This window comes from Amycolatopsis sp. cmx-8-4 (assembly GCF_046548675.1).
Lineage (GTDB): Bacteria > Actinomycetota > Actinomycetes > Mycobacteriales > Pseudonocardiaceae > Amycolatopsis.
In genome coordinates, this window is record NZ_JAEBDZ010000005.1 from 325,020 (window position 1) to 345,942 (window position 20,923).

At 72.1% G+C, this 20,923-nt stretch carries 21 protein-coding genes; 11 read left to right on the forward strand and 10 right to left on the reverse strand.

All coding sequences use genetic code 11. The features are described 5' to 3' along the window. Positions 1-103: 103 nt before the first annotated feature. The 3 genes from ACLJQZ_RS13110 to ACLJQZ_RS13120 all read right to left on the reverse strand — a co-directional run bounded on the left by ACLJQZ_RS13110 (position 104) and on the right by ACLJQZ_RS13120 (position 3,547). Positions 104-1,714 (reverse strand): succinic semialdehyde dehydrogenase, encoded by a 1,611-nt coding sequence (locus tag ACLJQZ_RS13110; RefSeq protein ID WP_410620279.1) that lies wholly within the window; start codon positions 1,712-1,714, stop codon positions 104-106. A gap of 93 nt (positions 1,715-1,807) precedes the next feature. Beyond that, the gene (locus ACLJQZ_RS13115; RefSeq protein ID WP_410620280.1) at positions 1,808-2,848 is read right to left on the reverse strand and encodes a hypothetical protein; all 1,041 of its coding nucleotides are present in this window, start codon (positions 2,846-2,848) and stop codon (positions 1,808-1,810) included. A gap of 81 nt (positions 2,849-2,929) precedes the next feature. After that, a complete protein-coding gene (locus ACLJQZ_RS13120; RefSeq protein ID WP_247063276.1) occupies positions 2,930-3,547 on the reverse strand; it encodes a TetR/AcrR family transcriptional regulator in 618 nt (205 codons plus the stop codon). A gap of 107 nt (positions 3,548-3,654) precedes the next feature. Between ACLJQZ_RS13120 and ACLJQZ_RS13125 the strand changes: the two genes are divergently transcribed. After that, complete coding sequence (locus tag ACLJQZ_RS13125) at positions 3,655-4,806, forward strand: acyl-CoA dehydrogenase family protein (RefSeq protein WP_326947569.1); 1,152 nt, start codon at positions 3,655-3,657, stop codon at positions 4,804-4,806. Between the two features lie 23 nt (positions 4,807-4,829). Then, on the forward strand, positions 4,830-5,966 hold the full coding sequence (locus tag ACLJQZ_RS13130) for a CaiB/BaiF CoA transferase family protein (protein ID WP_410620281.1): 1,137 nt from the start codon (positions 4,830-4,832) through the stop codon (positions 5,964-5,966). Here the strand turns inward: ACLJQZ_RS13130 and ACLJQZ_RS13135 are convergent. Beyond that, the gene (locus ACLJQZ_RS13135) at positions 5,963-6,493 is read right to left on the reverse strand and encodes a GNAT family N-acetyltransferase (RefSeq protein WP_410620282.1); all 531 of its coding nucleotides are present in this window, start codon (positions 6,491-6,493) and stop codon (positions 5,963-5,965) included. The genes ACLJQZ_RS13130 and ACLJQZ_RS13135 overlap by 4 nt on opposite strands. 92 nt (positions 6,494-6,585) lie before the next feature. Further along, complete coding sequence (locus ACLJQZ_RS13140) at positions 6,586-7,359, reverse strand: crotonase/enoyl-CoA hydratase family protein (RefSeq protein WP_410620283.1); 774 nt, start codon at positions 7,357-7,359, stop codon at positions 6,586-6,588. 101 nt (positions 7,360-7,460) lie between these two features. Between ACLJQZ_RS13140 and ACLJQZ_RS13145 the strand changes: the two genes are divergently transcribed. The 5 genes from ACLJQZ_RS13145 (at position 7,461) to ACLJQZ_RS13165 (ending at position 10,437) form a co-directional block, all read left to right on the forward strand. Then, on the forward strand, positions 7,461-7,628 hold the full coding sequence (locus ACLJQZ_RS13145; protein WP_323333010.1) for a hypothetical protein: 168 nt from the start codon (positions 7,461-7,463) through the stop codon (positions 7,626-7,628). Positions 7,629-7,989: 361 nt separating this feature from the next. Then, the gene (locus tag ACLJQZ_RS13150) at positions 7,990-8,472 is read left to right on the forward strand and encodes a helix-turn-helix transcriptional regulator (protein ID WP_247063287.1); all 483 of its coding nucleotides are present in this window, start codon (positions 7,990-7,992) and stop codon (positions 8,470-8,472) included. Between the two features lie 142 nt (positions 8,473-8,614). Continuing rightward, positions 8,615-9,529 carry a lytic transglycosylase domain-containing protein gene (locus ACLJQZ_RS13155; RefSeq protein WP_410620284.1) on the forward strand — a complete coding sequence of 305 codons (915 nt, stop codon included), beginning with the start codon at positions 8,615-8,617 and terminating at the stop codon, positions 9,527-9,529. 135 nt (positions 9,530-9,664) lie between these two features. Beyond that, a complete protein-coding gene (locus tag ACLJQZ_RS13160; RefSeq protein ID WP_410620285.1) occupies positions 9,665-10,069 on the forward strand; it encodes a hypothetical protein in 405 nt (134 codons plus the stop codon). Between the two features lie 23 nt (positions 10,070-10,092). Continuing rightward, positions 10,093-10,437 carry a DUF3817 domain-containing protein gene (locus ACLJQZ_RS13165; RefSeq protein ID WP_247063289.1) on the forward strand — a complete coding sequence of 115 codons (345 nt, stop codon included), beginning with the start codon at positions 10,093-10,095 and terminating at the stop codon, positions 10,435-10,437. A 57-nt stretch (positions 10,438-10,494) separates the two neighbouring features. On the opposite strand, the gene ACLJQZ_RS13170 is transcribed toward ACLJQZ_RS13165, so the two are convergent. Both ACLJQZ_RS13170 and ACLJQZ_RS13175 read right to left on the reverse strand, forming a co-directional pair. Next, positions 10,495-12,102, reverse strand: a complete 1,608-nt coding sequence (locus tag ACLJQZ_RS13170) for a cation acetate symporter (protein WP_410620286.1) — start codon at positions 12,100-12,102, stop codon at positions 10,495-10,497. Further along, positions 12,099-12,545 (reverse strand): DUF485 domain-containing protein, encoded by a 447-nt coding sequence (locus ACLJQZ_RS13175; protein ID WP_326947574.1) that lies wholly within the window; start codon positions 12,543-12,545, stop codon positions 12,099-12,101. Before ACLJQZ_RS13175 ends, ACLJQZ_RS13170 begins: the two co-directional genes overlap by 4 nt. Before the next feature lie 1,006 nt (positions 12,546-13,551). Between ACLJQZ_RS13175 and ACLJQZ_RS13180 the strand changes: the two genes are divergently transcribed. From ACLJQZ_RS13180 to ACLJQZ_RS13195, 4 genes are read left to right on the forward strand one after another with little or no spacing between them, the layout of a single operon-like run. Then, positions 13,552-17,799, forward strand: a complete 4,248-nt coding sequence (locus tag ACLJQZ_RS13180) for a nitrate- and nitrite sensing domain-containing protein (RefSeq protein ID WP_410620429.1) — start codon at positions 13,552-13,554, stop codon at positions 17,797-17,799. Next, the gene (locus ACLJQZ_RS13185; protein ID WP_247063292.1) at positions 17,796-18,248 is read left to right on the forward strand and encodes a roadblock/LC7 domain-containing protein; all 453 of its coding nucleotides are present in this window, start codon (positions 17,796-17,798) and stop codon (positions 18,246-18,248) included. The genes ACLJQZ_RS13180 and ACLJQZ_RS13185 overlap by 4 nt, the downstream gene beginning before the upstream one ends. Positions 18,249-18,255: 7 nt before the next feature. Then, the gene (locus ACLJQZ_RS13190; protein WP_410620287.1) at positions 18,256-18,969 is read left to right on the forward strand and encodes a DUF742 domain-containing protein; all 714 of its coding nucleotides are present in this window, start codon (positions 18,256-18,258) and stop codon (positions 18,967-18,969) included. Between the two features lie 28 nt (positions 18,970-18,997). Continuing rightward, positions 18,998-19,561 (forward strand): GTP-binding protein, encoded by a 564-nt coding sequence (locus ACLJQZ_RS13195; RefSeq protein WP_247063294.1) that lies wholly within the window; start codon positions 18,998-19,000, stop codon positions 19,559-19,561. 65 nt (positions 19,562-19,626) lie between these two features. Here the strand turns inward: ACLJQZ_RS13195 and ACLJQZ_RS13200 are convergent, their stop codons facing one another. The 3 genes from ACLJQZ_RS13200 to ACLJQZ_RS13210 are packed head-to-tail and all read right to left on the reverse strand — an operon-like array spanning position 19,627 to position 20,817. Continuing rightward, a complete protein-coding gene (locus ACLJQZ_RS13200; protein WP_410620288.1) occupies positions 19,627-20,265 on the reverse strand; it encodes a DUF899 domain-containing protein in 639 nt (212 codons plus the stop codon). Beyond that, positions 20,262-20,480 carry an SRPBCC domain-containing protein gene (locus ACLJQZ_RS13205; protein WP_410620289.1) on the reverse strand — a complete coding sequence of 73 codons (219 nt, stop codon included), beginning with the start codon at positions 20,478-20,480 and terminating at the stop codon, positions 20,262-20,264. The genes ACLJQZ_RS13200 and ACLJQZ_RS13205 overlap by 4 nt, the downstream gene beginning before the upstream one ends. After that, positions 20,473-20,817 carry an ArsR/SmtB family transcription factor gene (locus ACLJQZ_RS13210; protein WP_410620290.1) on the reverse strand — a complete coding sequence of 115 codons (345 nt, stop codon included), beginning with the start codon at positions 20,815-20,817 and terminating at the stop codon, positions 20,473-20,475. Before ACLJQZ_RS13210 ends, ACLJQZ_RS13205 begins: the two co-directional genes overlap by 8 nt. Positions 20,818-20,923 lie beyond the last annotated feature (106 nt).

The window sequence follows — 20,923 nt, forward strand, 5'->3', positions numbered from 1 at the left end:
GTGATTGAAGGGTCGACACGGCCGAGCACGCCGTGTCGACTCTCCAATCACGAGTGCTGACTCTCCAATCACGCGTGCTGACCCTTCGAACACACCGATCGGGTCAGCGGGGGAGGCGGCGGAGGGCCTTCAGGCCCAGCGTCATGCCGCGGGACCACAGGGAACCCGAGACCCCGCGCGGCGGGCGCAGGGCCAGGCCGCGCTGCAGGGCGATCGACTGGGACTCGGTGTACTTCAGCAGGCCTTCGGCGCCGTTGCGGCGGCCGACGCCCGAGTCCTTCATGCCGCCCATCGGGACGCCGACGCTGCCGAACGTCGCCGCGTAGCCCTCGTTGACGTTGACCGTGCCCGCCTTGAGCCGGGCCGCGACCTCCCAGCCCGCGTGGCCGTTGCGCGACCAGACGCTGGCGTTGAGCCCGAACGGCGTGTCGTTGGCGCGGTCGATGGCCTCGGTGACGTCGGTGTAGCCGTAGATCGAGACGACCGGCCCGAACGTCTCCGCCGCGAACGGCACCATCTCCGCGGTGACGCCGGAAAGCACGGTCGGCTCGTAGAACAGCGGGCCGAGGTCCGGCCGGGCGCGGCCGCCGGTGAGCACCGACGCGCCCTTCGCGCGGGCGTCCTCGACGTGCGCGGACACCGTCTCGAGCTGGTCTTCCGACGTCAGAGATCCCATCTGGGCCTGGTAGTCCAGTGCGCCGCCGAGCTTCAGCGCGGCCGTGCGGGCCACGAACGCGCGGGTGAACTCCTCGCGGATCGACTCGTGGACGTAGATCCGCTCGACCGACACGCACAGCTGCCCGGCCGAGGAGAAGCACGCGGTCACCGCGCCCGTCGCGGCCTTCGCGACGTCGGCGTCGGGCAGCACGATCATCGGGTTCTTGCCGCCGAGCTCGAGCGAGTACGACGTCAGCCGCTTCGCCACCTGCCCGGCCAGCTCCTTGCCGGTCGGCGTGGACCCGGTGAAGCACAGGTAGTCCGACTCCTCGACCAGCGCGGTGCCGATCTTCGAGCCGCGGCCGAGCACGATCTGCCAGGTCCCGGCCGGCAGACCGGCCTCCTCGGCGAGTTCGTGCAGCCACAGCGCGGAAAGCGCGGTCTGGTTGTCCGGCTTCTGCACGACGGCGTTGCCCGCCGCGAGAGCCGGGAAGACGTCCATCGCGGTCAGCGCGAGGGGGTAGTTCCACGGCGAGATGACGCCGACGACGCCCTTCGGGTGCCGCAGCTCACCGGCGCGGGTCAGGCCCGGGATGACGCCGGCGACGCGACGCGGGGCGAGGATCTTCGCGGCGTGCTTGCCGTAGTAGGCCGCGACCAGCGCGGTCGCGCTCACCTCGTCGAACGCGTCGAGCCGGGCCTTGCCCGCCTCGACCTGGACCAGGTCGAGGACCTCGTCCTGCCTGGCCAGCACCAGGTCGTGCAGCTGGGTGAGCACGCGGGCGCGCTCGGCGGGGGAGTGCTCGGCCCACGCCCGCTGCGCGGTCCGCGCGACGGCGAACACGGCGCGGGCGTCGGCGTCGGTGGCCTGGGGCAGGGTCGTGATCGGCTGCCCGGTGAAGGGCGCGGTCATCCGGATCGGGGCCGAGTCCGCGCCGCCGGCCACCCGGGCGACGAGCTGGGCCGCCCGGGCCGCGGCCGGCGCACCGGCGACCCCGCCGACGGTCGGCGGGAGCGCGGTGTCGTGGACCGGGTTCGCGGGGGTCGTGCTGGTCATGACGTCTCCGTTCCGCGCGGCGACGCGCAGGGGTTACCGACGAGTACAGCATACCGTCGGTACGTCAGCTGTCCAGCTCGACGTGAATCTATTTCATGTTTTGGGCGGGTTCAGCGGCGGGAGCTGGTAGGTCGGCTCGGTCGTCGGTGCCGACGGTGGCTCGTCCGGATGCGGCTGGGCCTGCGTCGCCTCGTAGCCGTCGGCGGGCTGCTGTGACGGGAACGGCTGTGACGATGGGAACGACTGTGACGATGGGAACGGCTGTGACGGCGGGCCCGGTGTGGCAAACGGCTGGGACGGCGGCCCCTGCGCGGGGAACGGCTGTGACTGCGGGCCTTGTCCGGGAAACGCCTGCTGCTGCGGGCCGCCGTAAGGCTGCTGGCCCGGGTACGGCGACGAACCCGGGTAGCCGCCCGACTGCTGCGGCCCGGCCGGGTACGGCCGCGACTGCTGCTGCGGGTAGCCCGGCCCGCCGTGCAGGTTCGCCGGCGGACCGGCGGGTGCCGTCGCGCGCCGGCCGGCCAGCAGGGCGAACGCCAGCACGACCACCGCGAGCGCCCCGCCGCCGAGCAGCAGCCAGAACCCGGTCCCGGTCGTGTAGTGCGACTTGATCGACTCGTCGTCGGACTCGTAGCTCAGGGTCGCCGAGACGTCCATGCCGAGCATCCAGACCGCCGCGGCCACGCCCGCGCCGCCGACGAGCAACGCCGTCCGCGCGCCCGTCCGCGTGCCGGGGCTCGCCGACCGGCGGACGCCGAGCAGGGCCAGCGCGGCGCCGGCCAGCAGCACCACCGCGCCGACGGAGAGCGGGATGCCGTAGTGCGCGACGTGGGTGCTCTCGTAGAACTTCTGCGCGTCGGGGCTGGGCTGGATGTCGAAGGACCGCGACCACGCGCTGATCGTCTGGCTGCTCTCGGTCTTGCCGCTGACGATCTGCTCGAACGTCGTCTGCGGCAGGAACGACCCGACCAGCACGAGGATCGCGGCGAGCGCGCCGAACAACCCGGCGATCAGCCGGAAGAGCGCGCCGGGATCGGCTGACGGCGACGCTGACGGCGGCCGCGGCGGCTGCATCGGTGGTGGGCCGTACGGGTACGGCTGCTGAGGGTGGGGCGGCGGCGCGCTGGGGGTCATCGATTCTCCCTCTTTCCGGCGATTGGACCACGAATCGGCCTGCGGGATAAGGGGTGAAGTGACACTGGTGCGCCGCGCTGGTCAGCTCGGCGCAGTGGTGGCGTCCTGGTAGAGCAGAACGGCGATCCGCTTCCACTCCTCCAGGAGCTGGCGGCGCCGCTTCGGGTCGCCGCCGAGCTCGGCGTCCAGCGCCAGCCCGCGGGTCAGGTTCACGGTGAGCCAGAACAGCATCTCCGCGCGTTCGGGCGGGAGCTCGCCGGCGACCTGGGTGACGTGCTCGAGCGTGGCGCGCCCGAGTGCGCGGTCGACCGGGCGGATGGCCGCGCGCAGCTCGGGGTCGGTCCGGGCGGCGACCCACAGCTCGGTGACGGCGGTCGAGAGCGTGCCGGAGTAGCCGGTCCAGAGCAGGTCGATCGCGGCGGCGACGCCGGTGCCGCCGCTGGGCAGCCGGTCCAGCGACGCCGCGAGCTGGCTCCGCAGCCGGTTCGTGAGGTGTTCGACGGCGGCCGCCATCAGCTCGGCCTTCGCGGTGAAGTGGTGCTGCACCGCGCCCTTCGAGACGCCCGCGCGGGCGCAGATCTCCTGGACCGACGTGCGCGCATACCCGAGGTCCACCAGGCAGTCGATGGTGGCGTCGAGCAGCGCCGTGCGGGTCTGCTCCCGCCGCTGCGCCTGGGTGCGGTGACCCGTCTCGGTCACTCCGGCCTCCCCTGCTTTACCTACCGGGCTGAACGGATGTACATTCCGAAGAGAACTTACATGCTGACCGTCATGTTTTCCAGCACTCGTCCCGCAGGAGGGTCCCCGTGCCGCTGAAACTCCCGAAGAGCTCCTGGAGCACGACCGAGCTCGAAGACCTCCGCGAGCTCTCGCGGTCGTTCATGCAGAAGGAGCTCGTCCCGAACCAGGAGCGCTGGGCGGCGGAGAAGAAGGTCGACCGCGAGCTGTGGAACAAGGCGGGCGAGGTCGGCCTGCTCTGCCTGTCCATCCCCGAGGAGTACGGCGGTGGCGGCGGCACGTTCGCGCACGAGGCCGTGCTCTACGAGGAGCAGGCCCGCTCCGGCGACAGCGCGTGGGGCGTGACCGTCCACAACGGAATCGTCGCGCACTACCTGAGCGCGTACGGCTCCGAGGAGAAGAAGCGCGAGTGGCTGCCGAAGATGGCCAGTGGCGAGATGGTCGGCGCGATCGCGATGACCGAACCGGGCACCGGCTCGGACCTGCAGGGCATCAAGACCCGCGCGGTGCGCGACGGCGACCACTACGTCATCAACGGCGCGAAGACCTTCATCACCAACGGTTTCCACGCCGACCTCGTCGTCGTCGCGGTGAAGACCGACCCGGACGCGGGCGCCCAGGGCGTCTCGCTGATCGCCGTCGAGACCGACACCCCGGGCTTCCGGCGCGGCCGGGTGCTCGACAAGGTCGGGCTCAAGGGCCAGGACACCGCCGAGCTGTTCTTCGACGACGTCCGCGTGCCCGCGGCCAACCTGCTCGGCGACGCCGAGGGCCAGGGCTTCATCCAGCTGATGCTGCAGCTGCCGCAGGAACGGCTGATCATCGCCGTCACGGCGGTGGCCGGGCTGGAGGCGGCGGTCGACCTCACGCTGGAGTACACGAAGGAGCGCACGGCGTTCGGCCGGCCGATCTTCTCCTTCCAGAACACCAAGTTCAAGCTCGCCGAAGCCGCCACCGAGGCCGCCGTCGCGCGGGCGTTCCTCGACCAGTGCGTCGAACGCCACCTCAAGGGCGAGCTCGACGTCCAGGGCGCGGCGATGGCGAAGCTGTGGACCACCGAGCGGGTCAACAAGGTGGTCGACGACTGCGTGCAGCTCTTCGGCGGCTACGGCTACATGTCCGAGTACCCGATCGCGCGCGCCTGGGCCGACGTCCGGATCTCCCGGATCTTCGGCGGCACCAGCGAGATCATGAAGGAAATCATCTCCCGCTCGCTCTGAGCCGCTCCGAAGGGAACCACGCTATGAAGGCAGGTCCGCTCAGCGGCCTGAAGGTGGTCGAGCTGGCCGGGCTCGCGCCCGGGCCGTTCGCCACGATGATCCTCGCCGACCTCGGCGCCGACGTGGTCCGGGTGGACCGCGCGACGCCGGGGGAGGACGTGCTCGGCCTGCCGGTCGACCCGCTGGCCCGCGGCCGCCGGACCGTCGGGATCAACACCAAGACGCCCGAAGGCGTCGAGCTGGTGCTGAAGCTGTGCGACACCGCCGACGTCCTCATCGAGGGCTTCCGCCCGGGCGTCGCCGAGCGGATCGGGCTGGGCCCGGACGTCGTGCACGCCCGCAACCCGCGGCTGGTCTACGGCCGGATGACCGGCTGGGGCCAGGACGGCCCGCTGGCGACGGCGGCCGGCCACGACATCAACTACATCGGCATTTCCGGCGCGCTCGAGCCGATCGGGCGCGCGGGGGAGCGGCCGGTGCCGCCGCTCAACCTCGTCGGCGACTTCGGCGGCGGCGGGCTGCTGCTCGCGATGGGCGTCCTCGCCGCGCTGTACGAGCGGAACACGTCAGGCGAGGGCCAGGTCGTCGACGCGTCCATGGTCGACGGCGCCGCGCTGCTCACCACCAGCCTGCACGGCATGGCCGCGGCCGGGCTCTGGGGCGGCGGCCGCGGCGACAACATGCTCGACGGCGGCGCCCCGTTCTACGACACCTACGAGACCGCGGACGGCAAGTACGTCGCCGTCGGCGCGATCGAGATGCGGTTCTGGGGCGACCTCGTCAAGGTCCTCGACCTCGACCCGGCCGAACTGCCGCTGCACGTGGACAAGACGCAGTGGCCGAAGCTGCGCGAGATCGTCGCCGAGGCGATCGGCAAGCACACGCGTGACGACCTCGTCGCCCGCGCGGAGGGCACCGACGCCTGCCTGACGCCGGTGCTGTCGCCGCAGGAGGCGGCGGGCCACCCGCACAACGCGGCGCGCGGCACGTTCGTCGAGATCGGCGGCCTGGTCCAGCCGGCCCCGGCACCGCGCTTCGGCCGGACCCCGCCGGAAACGCCGGAAGCCCCGCGCACCAAGGGATCCGACACCGAAGCGGTGCTGGCCGAGCTGGGCGTCACGGACCTCGGAGCGCTCCGGGAGGCCGGGGCGATCGCCTAGTCGCGCGCGAGATCGGAGCGGACGACCGAGTACATGACGTTGTCGCGCCACCGGCCGTCTCGGAAGCCGTAGCCGCGAAGGACTCCTTCGCGCGTGAAGCCGGCCTTCTCGAGCGCCCGCTGTTCGGCGCGGTTGTCGACCTCGGTCGTCGCTTCGACGCGGTTGAGCTGCGTGTGCGCGAAGAGGTACTCGACGAGCAGGCGCTGGGCCTCCGTGCCGTGGCCGTGGCCGCGCGCCTCGGGGACCAGCACCAGCCCGATGTTCCAGCAGTACGACGTCGGCCCGCTGCGGCTGCGGTGCCAGGAGACCAAGCCCAGCAGGCGCCCGCCGAGCGTGGGCACCAGCATGCCGGTCTCGACGCTCAGCATCCCGGTCTCCCGCCACCGGCGGCGCAGGTAACCCGGGTCGTGCCAGCCGAACCACTGGTGCGCGCCCGCCGCGACCGGGTCGTTGGTCAGCTGCTCCAGCCGGTCGAGATCGGACTCCGCGACCGGCCGGAGCGCGACTCTGCTGACGTCGTCGTCCATCCGCCGACCCTATCGGCCGATCGACCGGATTCGCCGCGACAGCCTGGGTTCCACCCGGTGGAGCCACGCCCGGTCACGGAGCGGGCAGCAGCTCAGCCGAAGCTGCCGTGGCGGCCCGCGCCGCCGCTGAACTTCGCCGCGCCGTCGACCGCCTCGGCCGCGAGGACGCCGGTGCCCATCGCGGCGCCGAACTCCGCGGCCAGCGCGTCCGTCTCGGTCAGCCCCCACTGCCCGAGGGCCGACGCGCGGTCGCCCCGCAGGCAGGCCTGCGGGAACCCGGCGAGCTGCCGGGCCAGCTCCTGCGCCGCCGGCACCGCCTCGCCCGCGGGGACCAGCCGGTTCGCCAGGCCGATGGCCAGCGCCTCGGTGGCGTCGACCGGCCGTCCGGTCAGGATCAGGTCCATCGCCCGGGACTGGCCGATCAGCCGCGGCAGCCGCACGGTGCCGCCGTCGATCAGCGGGACGCCCCAGCGGCGGCAGAAGACCCCGAACACCGCGGTGGCGTCCGCGACCCGCAGGTCGCACCACAGCGCCAGCTCCAGGCCGCCCGCGACGGCGTGCCCGTGGACGGCCGCGATCACCGGCTTGCCGAGCGTCATCCGGGTCGGGCCCATCGGCCCGTCCCCGTCCGGGTGGGTGCGGTTCAGCCGATCGGTGCCGATGGCCTTGAGGTCGGCGCCGGCGCAGAACGCGCCGCCCGCGCCGGTCAGCACCGCGACGGCGGCCTCGGGATCGGCGTCGAACGCGCGGAAGGCGTCGGCCAGCTCGGCCGCGGTGGGGCCGTCGACGGCGTTGCGGGCGGCGGGCCGGTCGATGGTGATCGTCGTCACGGCGCCGTCCCGCTCGACCAGCACGTTCCGCGTCATCGGGGCTCCCTGGGGTTGATCGGGGTGTCTTCCGGGCAAGCCTCTCCTAGAGTAGGGACCCTGCCACTCCCGGACGGGTTGGCGAGCCGGGGAGGAAGTACATGTCGAGCGGCGTGAAGAAGATCCTCATCGTGGGTGTGGTCGCGCTCGTGCTGTTCTTCCTCATCACCCAGCCCACGCAGTCCGCCGACTTCGTCCACCGCGTGCTCGGGTGGCTGAAGGACGGCGCCGAAGCGATCGTCACCTTCTTCCGGACGCTTTTTTCCTGACCCTGGGCCAGTCCCGTGAACCGGCGCCGCAATCGGGTGCGCCGGTGGTCACCGCGCGTGTCATCGCCCGGCGCATCACTCAGCGTCACGAATCCCAGATTTCGGGCTCTACGCTCGACCATCCGGGTGGATTGCGTCTGAAAACGCGCAGGTCGGCGAATTCGTGCCTGCCGGGGTCTGGCGAAGGAGACCACCCCGGCCCTACGGTGCTCACATTGCGTGATCAGGTGGTTCTCCGAACCCCTCGGGAACCCCGGTACGCAGGCAGTTTCCACTCAGCAAGGTGCACTTGGTGCTTGCGGCGCAGCCGCGTGGGACAGGTGTCAGGACCTGTCCGTCGGGGACCTATGAGGAGGCAGGGATGACCGGAGATCCCGGAGTGGACGCGTTGATCCGGCAGTGGGCCGCCGAGCGCGAGCAGACCCCCGAGGAGCAGGAGGTCGACCGCATCGCTTCCGCGTGGCTGGCCGACGCCCCCGCACAGGCCCCGGGCATCCCCGGCCAGCGCGCCCGGTCGGGTTCCGCCCGCTGGGCCCAGGTCGAAGCGGCCGACCCCGGTTACCTCGACGCGATGCGCCGCAGGCTGCCGGAAGTGCCCGAAGAGCTTCTCACCGCCGCCGCGGGCTGGTGGCAGATGGTCGGCGGCGTCGCCGAGGCCGAGGAGTGGTGGGACGCCGGCATCAGCCCCCTCGACCAGCGGGCCCTCGACTACCGCGCGGCGGGTCTCTCGCCGTCGGACCTCAGCCGTCGCCTCGGCCCGATGACCGTCCTGCAGCACCTGCGCCGCGGCAGCGCCCCGGCCTGGTGCGTGGCGCGGCTCGCGCGGCAGCAGAAGTCCGCCTGACCGTGATGTCCGCCTGACGGGGCGGACTTTCACTCGGCCGGGTGAACCGGTGTGGTGAGACGATCTCGATGACCCGCGTAACGCTAACCTGCGCGGGCTCGTTGACTGATCGTCGACAACCACACCGGAGGACCGGAGTTTCGTGCGCACGAGTACCGGAAAGACCGAGGACGACCCGATCGACTCCGTCGACGAGCCCGCCCCCGCTGCCCCGGCACCGCGCTCCGCGGGCGTCGCCGTCCTCACCCGGCTGATCGTGGTCTTCGTCGTGCTGGCCGTCGCCGGTGGCGGCGTCTGGCTCGTCACCCGCGCGTCGACGCCCGAGGCGAGCCCGACCACCACCGAGATCCCCGCCCTGCAGGTCAAGGCGGCCGACGTCCGCCCGGGGTCGGTCGTCCCGGCCGGCGGCGCCGTCGTCGCGGGCGGGGCCGACCCGCAGACGCCGCCGCAGGCCCAGTCCCGCAGCGCCACCGGATCGGCGACGCTCTCGCAGTGGGCGGGCCAGGTCGCCGCGGCCAGCGGCGTCCCGGCGCGGGCGCTGACCGCCTACGGCAACGCCGAGCTGGCGATGCGCGCGAACCAGCCGAACTGCAAGATCTCGTGGGCGACGCTCGCCGGCATCGGCCGGATCGAGTCGAACCACGGCCAGTACGCCGGCGCCGTGCTCGGCGCGGACGGCCGGCCGTCGAAGCCGATCATCGGCGTCCCGCTCGACGGCTCGTCCGGCGTCCAGGCCATCGGCGACACCGACGGCGGCCGCTACGACGGGGACGCGGGGGTCGACCGCGCGGTCGGGCCGATGCAGTTCATCCCCAGCACGTGGCGCAAGTGGGCGTCCGACGGCAACGGCGACGGCCTCGGCGACCCGCAGCAGATCGACGACGCCGCCCTCGCCGCGGCCCGCTACCTGTGCGCGGGCGGCCGTGACATGCAGAGCCCGTCGGGCTGGTGGGCGGGCATCCTGTCGTACAACAACTCGACCGAGTACGCGCAGAAGGTGTTCGGCCTGGCCGACGGCTACGCCAAGGCCGCCCAGTCGGTGCGCAAGCAAGGCTGAGCCCCAGGCGACGCTGAGCCCAGGCAAGGCTGAGCCCACTGGCCGGTAAAGGGCCGCCGACCTGGGCTGAGAGCCCGGCCACCCCGGGCGCGGTCGATCGCCGCCCCTCAGCCGGCCAGTGCTAGCTTGGGCCTCGTGCCAGCATCCCCTCCGCCGGCGGGGTCCCCCTGGGGCCGCCGGATCGCGATCGTCGCGACGTGCCTGGTGAGCCTGCTGATCTGCTGCGGGCTCGCCTGGTGGCAGTGGGACCGGTTCACCTCGGCGAACGGCACCTTCCAGAACCTCGGTTACGTCCTGCAGTGGCCGCTGTTCGGGCTGTTCCCGGCCTTCATGTTCTGGCGGATCCGGCAGCTGCGGCAGAAGGCCGCGGCCGAACCGGCCCCAGAATCGGCCACAGAACCGGCCCCCGTCGCCGAAGTGCCCGCCCCTCGCTCTCGCCCCGGCGTGCCGACGCCGGTGGACGACGAGGACGAGGAGCTGGCCGCGTACAACCGTTACCTGCGCGAGCTGAACGCCCGCGACCAGCAGGCCGCAGAGTGAGGCCGCAAAGTGAGGACGTCCCGATGACCACCCGCACCGACGGCGCCGCGCAGACCGCGGTCCCGCTCACCGGCCCCCTGGTCCGGTTCCGCACCGCCGCCTACGTCACCGGCGTCGGCCTGCTCGGCCTGTGTTTCGTGATGGTGCTGCGCTACGGCTTCGACAACCCGACGCCGTCCGCGGTGTACTCGCCGATCCACGGCGTGCTGTACATGATCTACCTGGTGCTGACCATCGACCTGGCCATCAAGGCCCGCTGGTCGATCAAGGGCACCGTGCTGGTGCTGCTGGCCGGCTGCGTCCCGTTCGTCTCGTTCCTCGTGGAGCGCAAGGTGACGCACAAGGTCAAGGCCGGCCAGAAGCTCTGACCGGCCGGGGCTGGCCTGCGCGCGTGGCGCAGGCCGCCCGGGTCGCCGTTGAGCAGCTCAGCTGCCGATGCCGGTCAGGGACCGGACTTCCATCTCGGCGTGCTTCTCCTCGTCTGCCTTCGGCTTGCCGACCAGCGTGCCGACGATGCCGCAGAGGAACGAGAACGGGATCGAGACCAGGCCCGGGTTCTTCAGCGGGAACCAGGCGAAGTCGACGCCCTTGAGGATCGAGTCGGGGGCACCCGACACGACCGGGGAGAAGATCACCAGGAGCAGGCACGCGGTCAGGCCGCCGTAGATGCCCCACAGCGTGCCGGTGGTGTTGAACCGCTTCCAGAACAACGAGAACAGCAGCGTCGACAGGTTCGCCGACGCCGCGACGGCGAAGGCCAGCGCCACCAGGAACGCGATGTTCTGGCCGTTGGCCAGCACCCCGCCGACGATCGCCAGCGCGCCGACCACGATCGCGGTCAGCCGGGCCACCCGGACCTCGTCGGCCGGTTCGGCCTTGCCGCGCTTGAAGATGTTCGCGTAGACGTCGTGGGCGAACGAGGCCGACGCGGTGATCGTCAGCCCGGCGACCACGGCCAGGATCGTCGCGAACGCGACCGCGGCGATGATGCCGAGCAGCAGCGTCCCGCCGACGTGCAGGGCCAGCAGCGGCGCCGCCGAGTTCTCGCCGCCCGGGGCGCCCTTGATCTCGTCCGCGCCGACCAGCGCGGCCGCGCCGAAGCCGATCACCAGCGTGCACAGGTAGAACACGAACATGCAGGCCGTCGCCCAGACGACCGAGCGGCGGGCCTCCCGCGAGTTCGGCACGGTGTAGAAGCGCATCAGCACGTGCGGCAGGGCCGCCGCGCCGAGGACCAGGGCCAGCGCCAGGGACACGAAGTCGAGCTTGGTGGTGCCGTTCTTGCCGTACGAGCCGCCCGGCTCGAGGAGCTTGTCGCCGAGCGGGCTGTTCTCGGCCGCCGAGGACAGCAGGTTCGAGAACCCGAAGCCGAACTTGCCGAACAGGAACACCGTCAGCAGCACGCCGCACATCAGCAGGATGGCCGCCTTGATGATCTGCACCCACGTGGTGCCCTTCATCCCGCCGACCAGCACGTACAGCACCATGATCAGGCCGACGACGCCGATCACCAGCGCCTGGCCGAGCTTGGAGTGCACGTTGAGCAGCAGCGCCACGAGGCCGCCGGCCCCCGCCATCTGCGCCAGCATGTAGAAGAACGAGATGACCAGGGTCGACGTCGCCGCGGCGGCGCGGACCGGGCGCTGCTTCATCCGGAAGCTCAGCACGTCGCCCATCGTGAACCGGCCGGTGTTGCGCAGCAGCTCCGCGATGAGCAGCAGGTCCACCAGCCACGCGACGAGGAACCCGATCGAGTAGAGGAAGCCGTCGTAGCCGTGGATCGCGATGGCGCCGGCGATGCCGAGGAACGACGCCGCCGACAGGAAGTCGCCCGACAGCGCGATGCCGTTCTGGCGGCCGGTGAACGCGCTGCCCGCGGCGTAGTAGTCCGACGTCGAGGAGTTCCGGGAGCTGGCCCGGTAGACGACGTACAGCGTGATCGCCACGAACAGGGCGAACACGGCGGTGTTGACGATCGGGTCGCTGGCGGGCACACCCGCGGCGAGCACGGTCACTGCCGTCGGTGTCGTCATCGGGGGGTCCCTTCGGTCAGGCCCTCGCGGGCCCTCAGCTCGGCCACCCGCGGGTCGAGCTGGGTGCGCGCGTAGCGCAGGTAGAGCCAGGTCACGAGCGCGGTGCTGGCGAACTGGCCGATGCCGAGCAGGATGCCGACGTTGACCTGGCCGAACACCTTGGTGCTCATGAAGTCGTGCGCGTAGGCGGCCAGCAGCACGTAGGTCATGTACCAGGCGAAGAAGGCGAGGCTCATCGGGAAGACGAACCCGCGGAACCGCCGGCGCAGGGCGGTGAACTCACGGCCGGCCTGGATCCCGGCGTAGTCGGGACCCGAGCGGGGACGGGGCTGGCGGTGCTGGCCGTGCCGGCCATCGGACGGGTGATCCCCGGTGAACAGGGCCGGCATCTGGCCGGTCTCTTCCAGGGCGTTGCCCGTCGCGGGGCGCGCGACGTCGTACATGGGTTGCCTCCGGCAGAAAGCCTTCCGTGGCGGCGGGGCTACTGGCCCCTGCGAGCAGGGCACCGGGCCGCCCTTGCGGACTGCGAAGCGCACATCGTAACTACGCCGTCCGGCTGCCCGAAAAGGCGCCGGGTCGTTTGCGGGTCACCGCGGCGCGGTATTCGTTTTCTTGTCGAAAATGTCGAAACCCGGACTTCGTCGAGTTCGCGGACGGGTTACCCACAATGAGGAAAGAATTGTGACGCCGCGCTGTCCTACTTAGCGGTAGCTGCGGCAAACGGGCTAACCGTGCTGGACAGTCGTCAAGACGTGTCACCTGGAGTAGTCATGAGGGTCTCGGGTCGCCTCGGAGAGGGTCACCCCGGTGCGGGCGTGGCGGAGAGGATCTACTGGTCAGCCGGGCTCCCGAATGGAATCACCAGGTCGAGCGACGGTCGGCCGGAATGCCACAACATCGGGCACACATTGAGACTTGACCCACTCGATGGGGGTACGGAGTGTAGATCGTCCGAGGGAACTTAGTCCGCCAGGTGGGCTAATCGGGTGACGGCCGGACGCTCACCACTGCCGCGTCCGGTAACCGGAATTCCCTCTTCCGCCCCGGCCGTGCAGAATGAGTCAGCCCACTACCGGGCCGGAAAGTACTTTTCGCAGGTCAGGGCCCGAGTCGGGAACACAATTGACCGGCCGGGCCGCGGGGGTACGATTCTTTGGCCCAGCTGACCGCAGCGATCCGATTGGCACCGATTAAGTTGATCTCGACGACCGTGCAGACCGCAACTTGCGCCGTGCACGTGCAGAGTCCCGGGAACGGGACGCCGGGACGGTGCTCGCTGCGCGCGGCCGGAGGGGCAGCCGGGGACGTGCGAGGGGGCCCGGGGAGCGGCTGGGCGGCGGCGGCACGACCGCCCGCCGGAACGCCGCGAGCCGGGACGCCGTGCGGCCGACGCGGATCCATGACGCCGGACAGGGAGTCACTCACGTGACCGTTGCAGGAGAAGGTCAGGTGCCCGTCGGGGAACTGCTCGGCCGAGCACCCCGGCGGTCGAAGGGGAAGGCCGTCTTGCGGGCGCTCGTGCGCTGGCGCGACTGGAGCCTCCCCGTCAAGCTCTCGGCCGTCACCGTCGTGCCCATCGTCCTCGCGATGGTGCTCGGCATCACGACGATCGCCGGCCAGGTCGGCCGCTCGGACGACTACCAGCGGCTCGACCGGCTCGTCGCGCTCGGCGTCCAGGTGCGCGCGCTCACCAGCGCGCTGCAACAGGAACGCACGGTCACGGCGGCGATGCTGACCGACGGCACCGTCGGCGGCACGCCCGAGCTGGCGACGGCCCGCAAGGCGACCGACGCCGCGGTCGGCCCGTTCACCGACGCGCAGGCCCGCGGGTCCGCCATCGAGCCCGGCGTGGCCGGGGCGGCGGGCGCGGCCACCGCGCAGGTCAACAACCTCGACTTCCTCCGCCGTCAGGTCGACGGCGGCCAGCTCGACCCGGGCCAGGCCGTCACCGCGTACTCCGGGGTCACCGGCGCGCTGATCGGCCTCGACACCGCGGCCACCGCCGGCGCCGGCGACGGCACCCTCGGCGGCACGCCCGCCGGGCTGCACGAGCTGCTCGTCGCGGGCGAGCAGGTGTCGCTCAGCCAGGCGATGGTGTCCTACGGCATCAACCGCGGCGCGCTCTCGCCGAGCGAGCTGGCCACCCTCCGCGCCGCCGAGCTGCGGCTGGCCGACCGGCTCGTCGACTTCCGGGCCGCGGCGGGCGACGCGCTGCAGCGCGACTTCTCGGCGATCGCCGAAGGCACCGACGCGCAGAGCCGCGCCCGGATGGTCGAGTCCGTGCTCGGCGCGCAGCCCGACTCCGCGCGGGCCGCCTTCCGCGCCCTCTCCGCGACCGACTGGAACATCGCGTCCACGGCGATGCGGGCGCAGATCGCCCAGGTCGCCGACCGGCTCGGCACGCAGGCGTCGGACACGTCGTCGTCGATGGTCGAGGAGGCCAGCAGCGGCGCGGGCCTGCTCGCGGTGCTGCTGTTCGCCGCGCTGGTGCTCGCCGTCGCGGTCGTCTTCCTCATCACCCGCCAGCTGCTGCGCTCGCTGAAGGTGCTGCGCCGCAGCGCGCTCGACGTCGCCGAGACCGCGCTGCCCGAAGCCGTCCGCAACATCCAGGAAGGCCGCGCGCAGGGCACGGACGTCACGCCGGTGCCGATCCGCACCGACGACGAGGTCGGCGAAGTGGCGCGCGCCTTCGACAAGGTGCACCACCAGGCGCTGCGGCTGGCGACCGAGCAGGCCGCGATGCGCACCGGCTACGGCAGCGTGTTCGTCAACCTGTCCCGGCGCAGCCAGAGCCTGGTGCAGCGGCAGCTGCAGCTGATCGAGCAGCTGGAGCGCGACGAAGAGGACGCCGACCAGCTGGCGACGCTGTTCCAGCTCGACCACCTCGCCACCCGCATGCGGCGCAACAACGAGAACCTGATGGTCCTCTCCGGCGCCGAGCCGGGCCGCCGCTCCGGCAAGCCGGTCGGCACCACCGACATGCTCCGCGCCGCGGTGTCGGAGATCGAGCAGTACCAACGGGTCCAGGTGCAGCCGCCGCCCCCGGCACGGATCGTCGGGTACGCCGCGAGCGACCTGATGCGCCTGGTCGCCGAGCTGCTGGACAACGCGACCGCGTTCTCCGCGCCGGAGACGTCGGTGACGGTGGCGTCGCGGCTGGGCGACGACGGTTCGCTCAACATCGACATCCTCGACAAGGGCATCGGCATGAACGAGGCCGAGGTCGCCGAGGCGAACACCCGGCTGACCGAGGCCGGGTCGGTCGACCTGGCGACGTCACGCCGGATGGGCCTGTTCGTGGTCGGCCGGCTGGCCAGCCGCCACCGGATCGGGGTGTCGCTGCACGGCGGCAAGGACATCGTCGGCGTCCGGGCCACCGTCGTCGTCCCGGCGGAGCTGGTGATGCCGGTGACCGACGGTCCGCTGACCGGCCAGATCGGCACGGTGCAGCAGTCGCCGCTGGGCTCGGCCGGCATGCTGCCGCGCCGCCAGGTCAACGGCAGCTCCCGCCCGCAGCCGGTCGTCGTCCCGCAGCAGCCGCCGATGGGGGAGGAGCGGTGGCCGTCGGCCAGCGACCTCGCCGGGCTGGCCAACGGGCACGGCCCCGGCGCCGAGCGGCCGCCGACGGACCTGGAGATCTCGGGGACGGACCTGTTCGCCCCGATCCCGAAGGACGACCCGGCCCCGCCGCCGCGGCCGACCCTGCCCGCGGTGCTGCCGGTGCCGCAGCCGCCGCGCCACGACGACCTGCCCTCGGGCAAGGACCTGTTCTCCGCCAACGAGACCACGCTCAGCGACTGGTGGCGGCACGCGACCGGGAAGCCGTCCCCGGCGGCCAAGCCCGCGCCCGCCCCGGCGCCGGACCGCTCCGAGACGACGCCGATCTTCGACGAGATGCTGTCCGCGTGGTTCCGCGAGGACAAGCCCGCGGAGAAGCCGGCCACTGAGAAGCCGGCCGCCGAGAAGACCGCTACTGAGAAGCCCGCCGCCGGGAAGCCGGTGCCGGCCGCCGCGACACCGGTCGTCGACGAGGAGTCCGTCGCCGACGAGGAATCGGCGCCCGAAGAGGAGCCGGCCGCCGAGCCGGAGGGCCGCAGCTGGGACTTCGCGAGCGACGAAGAGTTCCGCACGGTCCAGGCGGTCACGAAGGCCGAGCCGACGGCGTTCACCGACGCGGGCCTCCCGCGCCGCCGCCGCGGCGAGCAGCTCATGCCGGGCAGCGCGACCTCCAGCCCGGCGGCCTTCGCCTCACCGGCCCCGGCGGGTTCGGACCTCCCGGTCCGCGACCCGGCGGACGTCCGCGGCCGCCTGAGCAGCTTCCAGCAGGGCGTGACCCGAGGTCGCCAGGAAGCCCGCGAAGCCGCGGCGGCCCAGAGTGCGGAGTCCGGCAGCGAGCAGCAGGACGCGCTGTCGCAGGCGGAGGCCCTTCAGCAGGACCAGCCCGACGCGCGGCCGGGCCGGCAGAACGGCTTGCCGCAGGCCGGCGAGGACAAGTCGAACGGCTCGCTCGAGCCGGACGAGCGGCAACCGGCCGAGTCGAACGGTCTGCCGCAGCAGGCGCAGCAGTGGTCGGGCCGGTCGAACGGCCAGCCGCAGCCTGGGCAGCAGAACGGTCTCTCGCAGCCGGGCCGGCAGCAGCCGAACGGCCTGCCGAAGCCGAACCAGGTGAACGGGCTGCGACAGCCGGGCCAACAGCAGCCCGACTCCCAGCAGCCGGACCGGCCGGCCGCGGCGCGGTATTCCGGTGGGCCGCAGCCGGTCCAGCCGTCGGCGCTCCACCAGTTCGGCGGGCCGCAGCCGGGTCAGCAGGCCGAGCAGCAGCAGCCCGACGGACCGCAGTTCCCGCAGCCCGGTGGACCGGAAGCGGGGCCCTACCCCGGTTCCCGGCCGTCGGCGCCGCAGCGGGCGGCCTTCCAGCCGCCCGACGGGCAGCCCGGCGACCCGTCCCGGCCGGGCGCGTACCAGCCCGGCGGGCAGCAGGAGTTCCGGCCGCCCTCGGCCTACCAGCAGCCCGGCGACCGGCAACCCCGGCCGTCGGGGCCGCACCAGCCTGGTGGACCGCAGGCGTACCGGCAGCCCGGCTCCGGGCAGTTCTCCCTGCCGCGGCAGTTCGGCGGGCAGCCGCCGATGCCGCCGCAGCCGGGGCCGGGCCGTCCGTTCCAGGAGCAGCCGCCGGGGGCCTACCGGCAGCCGTCGGCGTTCCCGCAGCCCGGGCAACACCCGGGCCGGCCCGGACAGCAGCAATCCGGGCAACACCAACCGGACCAGCAGGAGCTGCCCCAGCAGGGCGGACACCCCGCCTTCCAGGACCAGCCACCCCCGGCGCTGCCGAGCCGGCGGTCCGGCCCGGCATCCGAGCCGCCGGAGGAGACTCCGACGTCCCGCCGGGAAGACGCCGCCCTGGAGGCGACGGCGGAGTGGAACTTCGGCTCGGACGAAGGCTGGCGGACCGTGCAAGCGGTGTCCCAGTCGGCACCCGCCACGTTCACTTCGGCAGGATTGCCCCGGCGCCGCCGCGGGGAGCAGCTGCTCCCGGGCAGCGCCGCACCGCCCATCGGGGCCGCGGCCCCCCGACCACAACGCGACGCACACGACGTGCGCGGTCGCCTGCGCAGTTTCCAGCAGGGCATCGAGCGCGGACGCCACCGCAACGCTCGGGCGACCGAGACGAACCACGAGACACTGGAGGGTGAATGACCTCGCCGAGTAGCGCTCAGCCGACGCAGAATCAGTTCGGCTGGCTGGTCAACGACTTCGCCGAGCGAGTACCCGGCGTGGCGCACGCGGTGGTCGTCTCGGCGGACGGCCTGCTGCTGTCCGCGTCGAACCGGCTTCCGCTCGACCGGGCCGACCAGCTCGCCGCGGTCGCGTCGGGACTGGTCAGCCTGACTCAGGGCGCCGCACGGTGCTTCGAGGCCGGCGCGGTGAACGAGACGGTGGTGGAGATGGAGCTGGGGATCATGGTGCTGATGTCGATCAGCGACGGATCCTGCCTGGCCGTGCTCGCCGCCCCCAACTGCGACATCGGCCAGGTCGCGTACGAAATGACGATGCTCGTCGACCGGGTCGGCCAGATCCTGACCCCGGAGCTGCGCGCCCAGCTCCAGGGTTCGGGTGGGTCCCTGATCGGCGAACCGGTGGGATGATGGCGCGATGAGCACGGGGTCCGGATCTGCCGGCGAACCCCCGGAGGCGGAGGCCCCCGGTCACGGAGGCGACGGCACTTTTGCCGACGTCTTCAACGGGTTCTCCCTGGATTCCGGCCGTGCCCGCCGGAAGCGCAAGAAGGGCAAGGAGTCCCCGCCACCCCCGGCCGCCGGTGCGCACGCGGTCGCGGAACCGCCGGCGTCACCAGCGCCGTCGGCCGACCAAGGAGATCGAGTGACCTCTTTAGTCTCTCCACCCGGCAGTACCGACTCGGACGGCCCCCGACCAGGGGGTTTGTTCGATCCGGGCCCACCCAGCGGCGAGTTCGTGATGCCCGCGGTGTTCGAGCAGGCGCCCTCACCCGAGGATCAGACGGCGATTGTCCGGCCCTACGCGCTGACCGGCGGACGCACTCGGGCAAACTACGCCCTGGAGCTGGAGACATTGGTCTCCGCGAGGGACTACGCTACCGGTGGCTTCCCCGAGGTTGCCGCGGAGCAGATCGAGTGCGTCTCGATCATGGAAGAGTGCCGGACCCCCCGTTCGGTCGCCGAGATCGTGTCGGTGATGCGGGTGCCTCTGGGCGTGGCCCGGGTGCTGATCAGCGACGCGGCGGACGCGGGGCTGGTCACGGTGCACAAGACGATAACGGGCAATGACGGCGCCGAGGCACATCTGGTGTTGATGGAAAGGGTTTTGAGTGGACTCCGTCGGCTTTAAGGCACCGCGGGAAACCGCGCCCCCGACCATGACATCCGCCAAGATCGTGGTGGCGGGCGGCTTCGGCGCGGGGAAGACGACGTTCGTCGGGTCGGTGTCGGAGATCGTTCCGCTCACCACCGAGGCGATGATGACCGACGCGAGCCGCGGCATCGACAACCTCGACCAGACGCCGAACAAGTCGACGACCACCGTCGCGATGGACTTCGGCCGGGTGTCGCTGGACGCGGACCTGATCCTCTACCTGTTCGGCACGCCCGGGCAGCAGCGGTTCTGGTTCATGTGGGACGACCTGGTCCGCGGCGCCATCGGCGCGGTGATCCTGGCCGACACCCGCAGGCTGGCGGACTCGTTCGCGCCGATCGACTTCTTCGAGGACCGCGGGCTGCCCTACATCGTCGGCGTGAACACGTTCGACGGCGTACTGGAGCACGACATCAACGACGTCCGCGAGGCGCTGTCGATCGACCCGAACATCCCGATCGTCCGCTGCGACGCCCGGGACCGGGAGTCGACGAAGCAGACGTTGATCACGCTGGTCGAGTACGCGATGCGGCAGTGGATCGCACTGCGGGCGGCCAACGCGCGCTGACGCCGTCAGGGCCCGGGGGAGTGCCCCGGGCCCGGCGTCGCGGCGCTGAAGCGCGCCCGGAGCTCTCAGTATTCGTCGTGACGGCGCCACCAGGAGCTGGGCGCGTCGTCGCCGTGGCTCTCCTCTTCCCAGGCCTCCTGCCGGCCGAGCGGGGTGACGTCGAGGTAGCGGTGCGACGCCAGGAACACCTCGCCGCCGCGGCCGGTGGTGAAGTACGTGCGGAAGACGTCGTCGCCCTCCCGCAGGAAGACGCTGACGCCGAAGCCCGCGCCGACCCCGCAGTCCTCGGTGAAGCTCGTGCCGTGCGCGGACACCCACGGCACGTCCCAGCCCATGCGCGTCCGGTACCGCTCGATCTCGGGCAGCGTCGCCGGCGCGACGACCTTGAACGTGACGTCGCGGGCGTGCAGGTGGGCCAGGTGCGGCAGGTTGTCGACCAGCAGCGAACAGCCCGGGCAGCCCGCTTCGTCGCCCGGGTGCAGCATGAAGTGGTAGACGATCAGCTGGCGGCGGCCCTCGAACAGGTCGAGCAGGCTGACCTTCCCGTCGGCGCTGTCGAAGGGGTAGGTCGCGTCGAAGCGGACCATCGGCAGGCGCCGGCGTTCGGCGGCGAGGGCGTCGGCCGCCTTCATGTGCTCTTTCTCCTTGACCAGGAGCGCGTCGCGCGCGGCCTGCCATTCCTGCGGGGAGACGATCGCGGTCATCGGGTTTCCTCTCGTCGGGTGGGGAAGGAGCCGGCCAGGTCGGCAAAGCTGGAGGTCCAGCCGTCGCGTTCGCGGGTGTCGAGGGTGACGGCGCACCCGGTGAACCCGCTGGGGCCCAGCCGGCTCGCCAGGTGGTCCGGGTCGGTCCACGCCGTGAACACGAGCTCGCGGGGCGCGTCGAAGACGCGGGTGATGGTCAGTGCGGAGTCAGGCACCTCCGGCTCCTTTCCGCAGCTCCCGCAGGTGCTCGTCGAGGCGGTCGAAGCCGCCCTCCCAGAACCGGCGGTAGGCGGCCACCCAGTCGGCGACGTCCTCCAGCGGTTTCCCCTCGAGCCGACAGGGCCGCCACTGGCGGGTGCGGCCGCGGGTGATCAGCCCGGCCTGTTCCAGCACCTTCAGGTGCCGGGACACCGCGGGCAGGCTCATCGGCAGCGGCCCGGCGAGCTCGTTGACCGTCGCCTCGCCGGCGGACAGCCGGGCGAGGATGGCGCGCCGCGTCGGGTCGGCGAGCGCCGAGAACGTGCGGCTCAGGTGATCGGTGGCAGCAGTCATTTCAGCACCTTGTTAATTAAGGGATTGGTTAAACATAGCGTCCAGCTGGCGGTTGTCAAGGTTCGCTCGAGCCGCCGTGAGACCCGCGTCACCGGCCGTCGGGTTT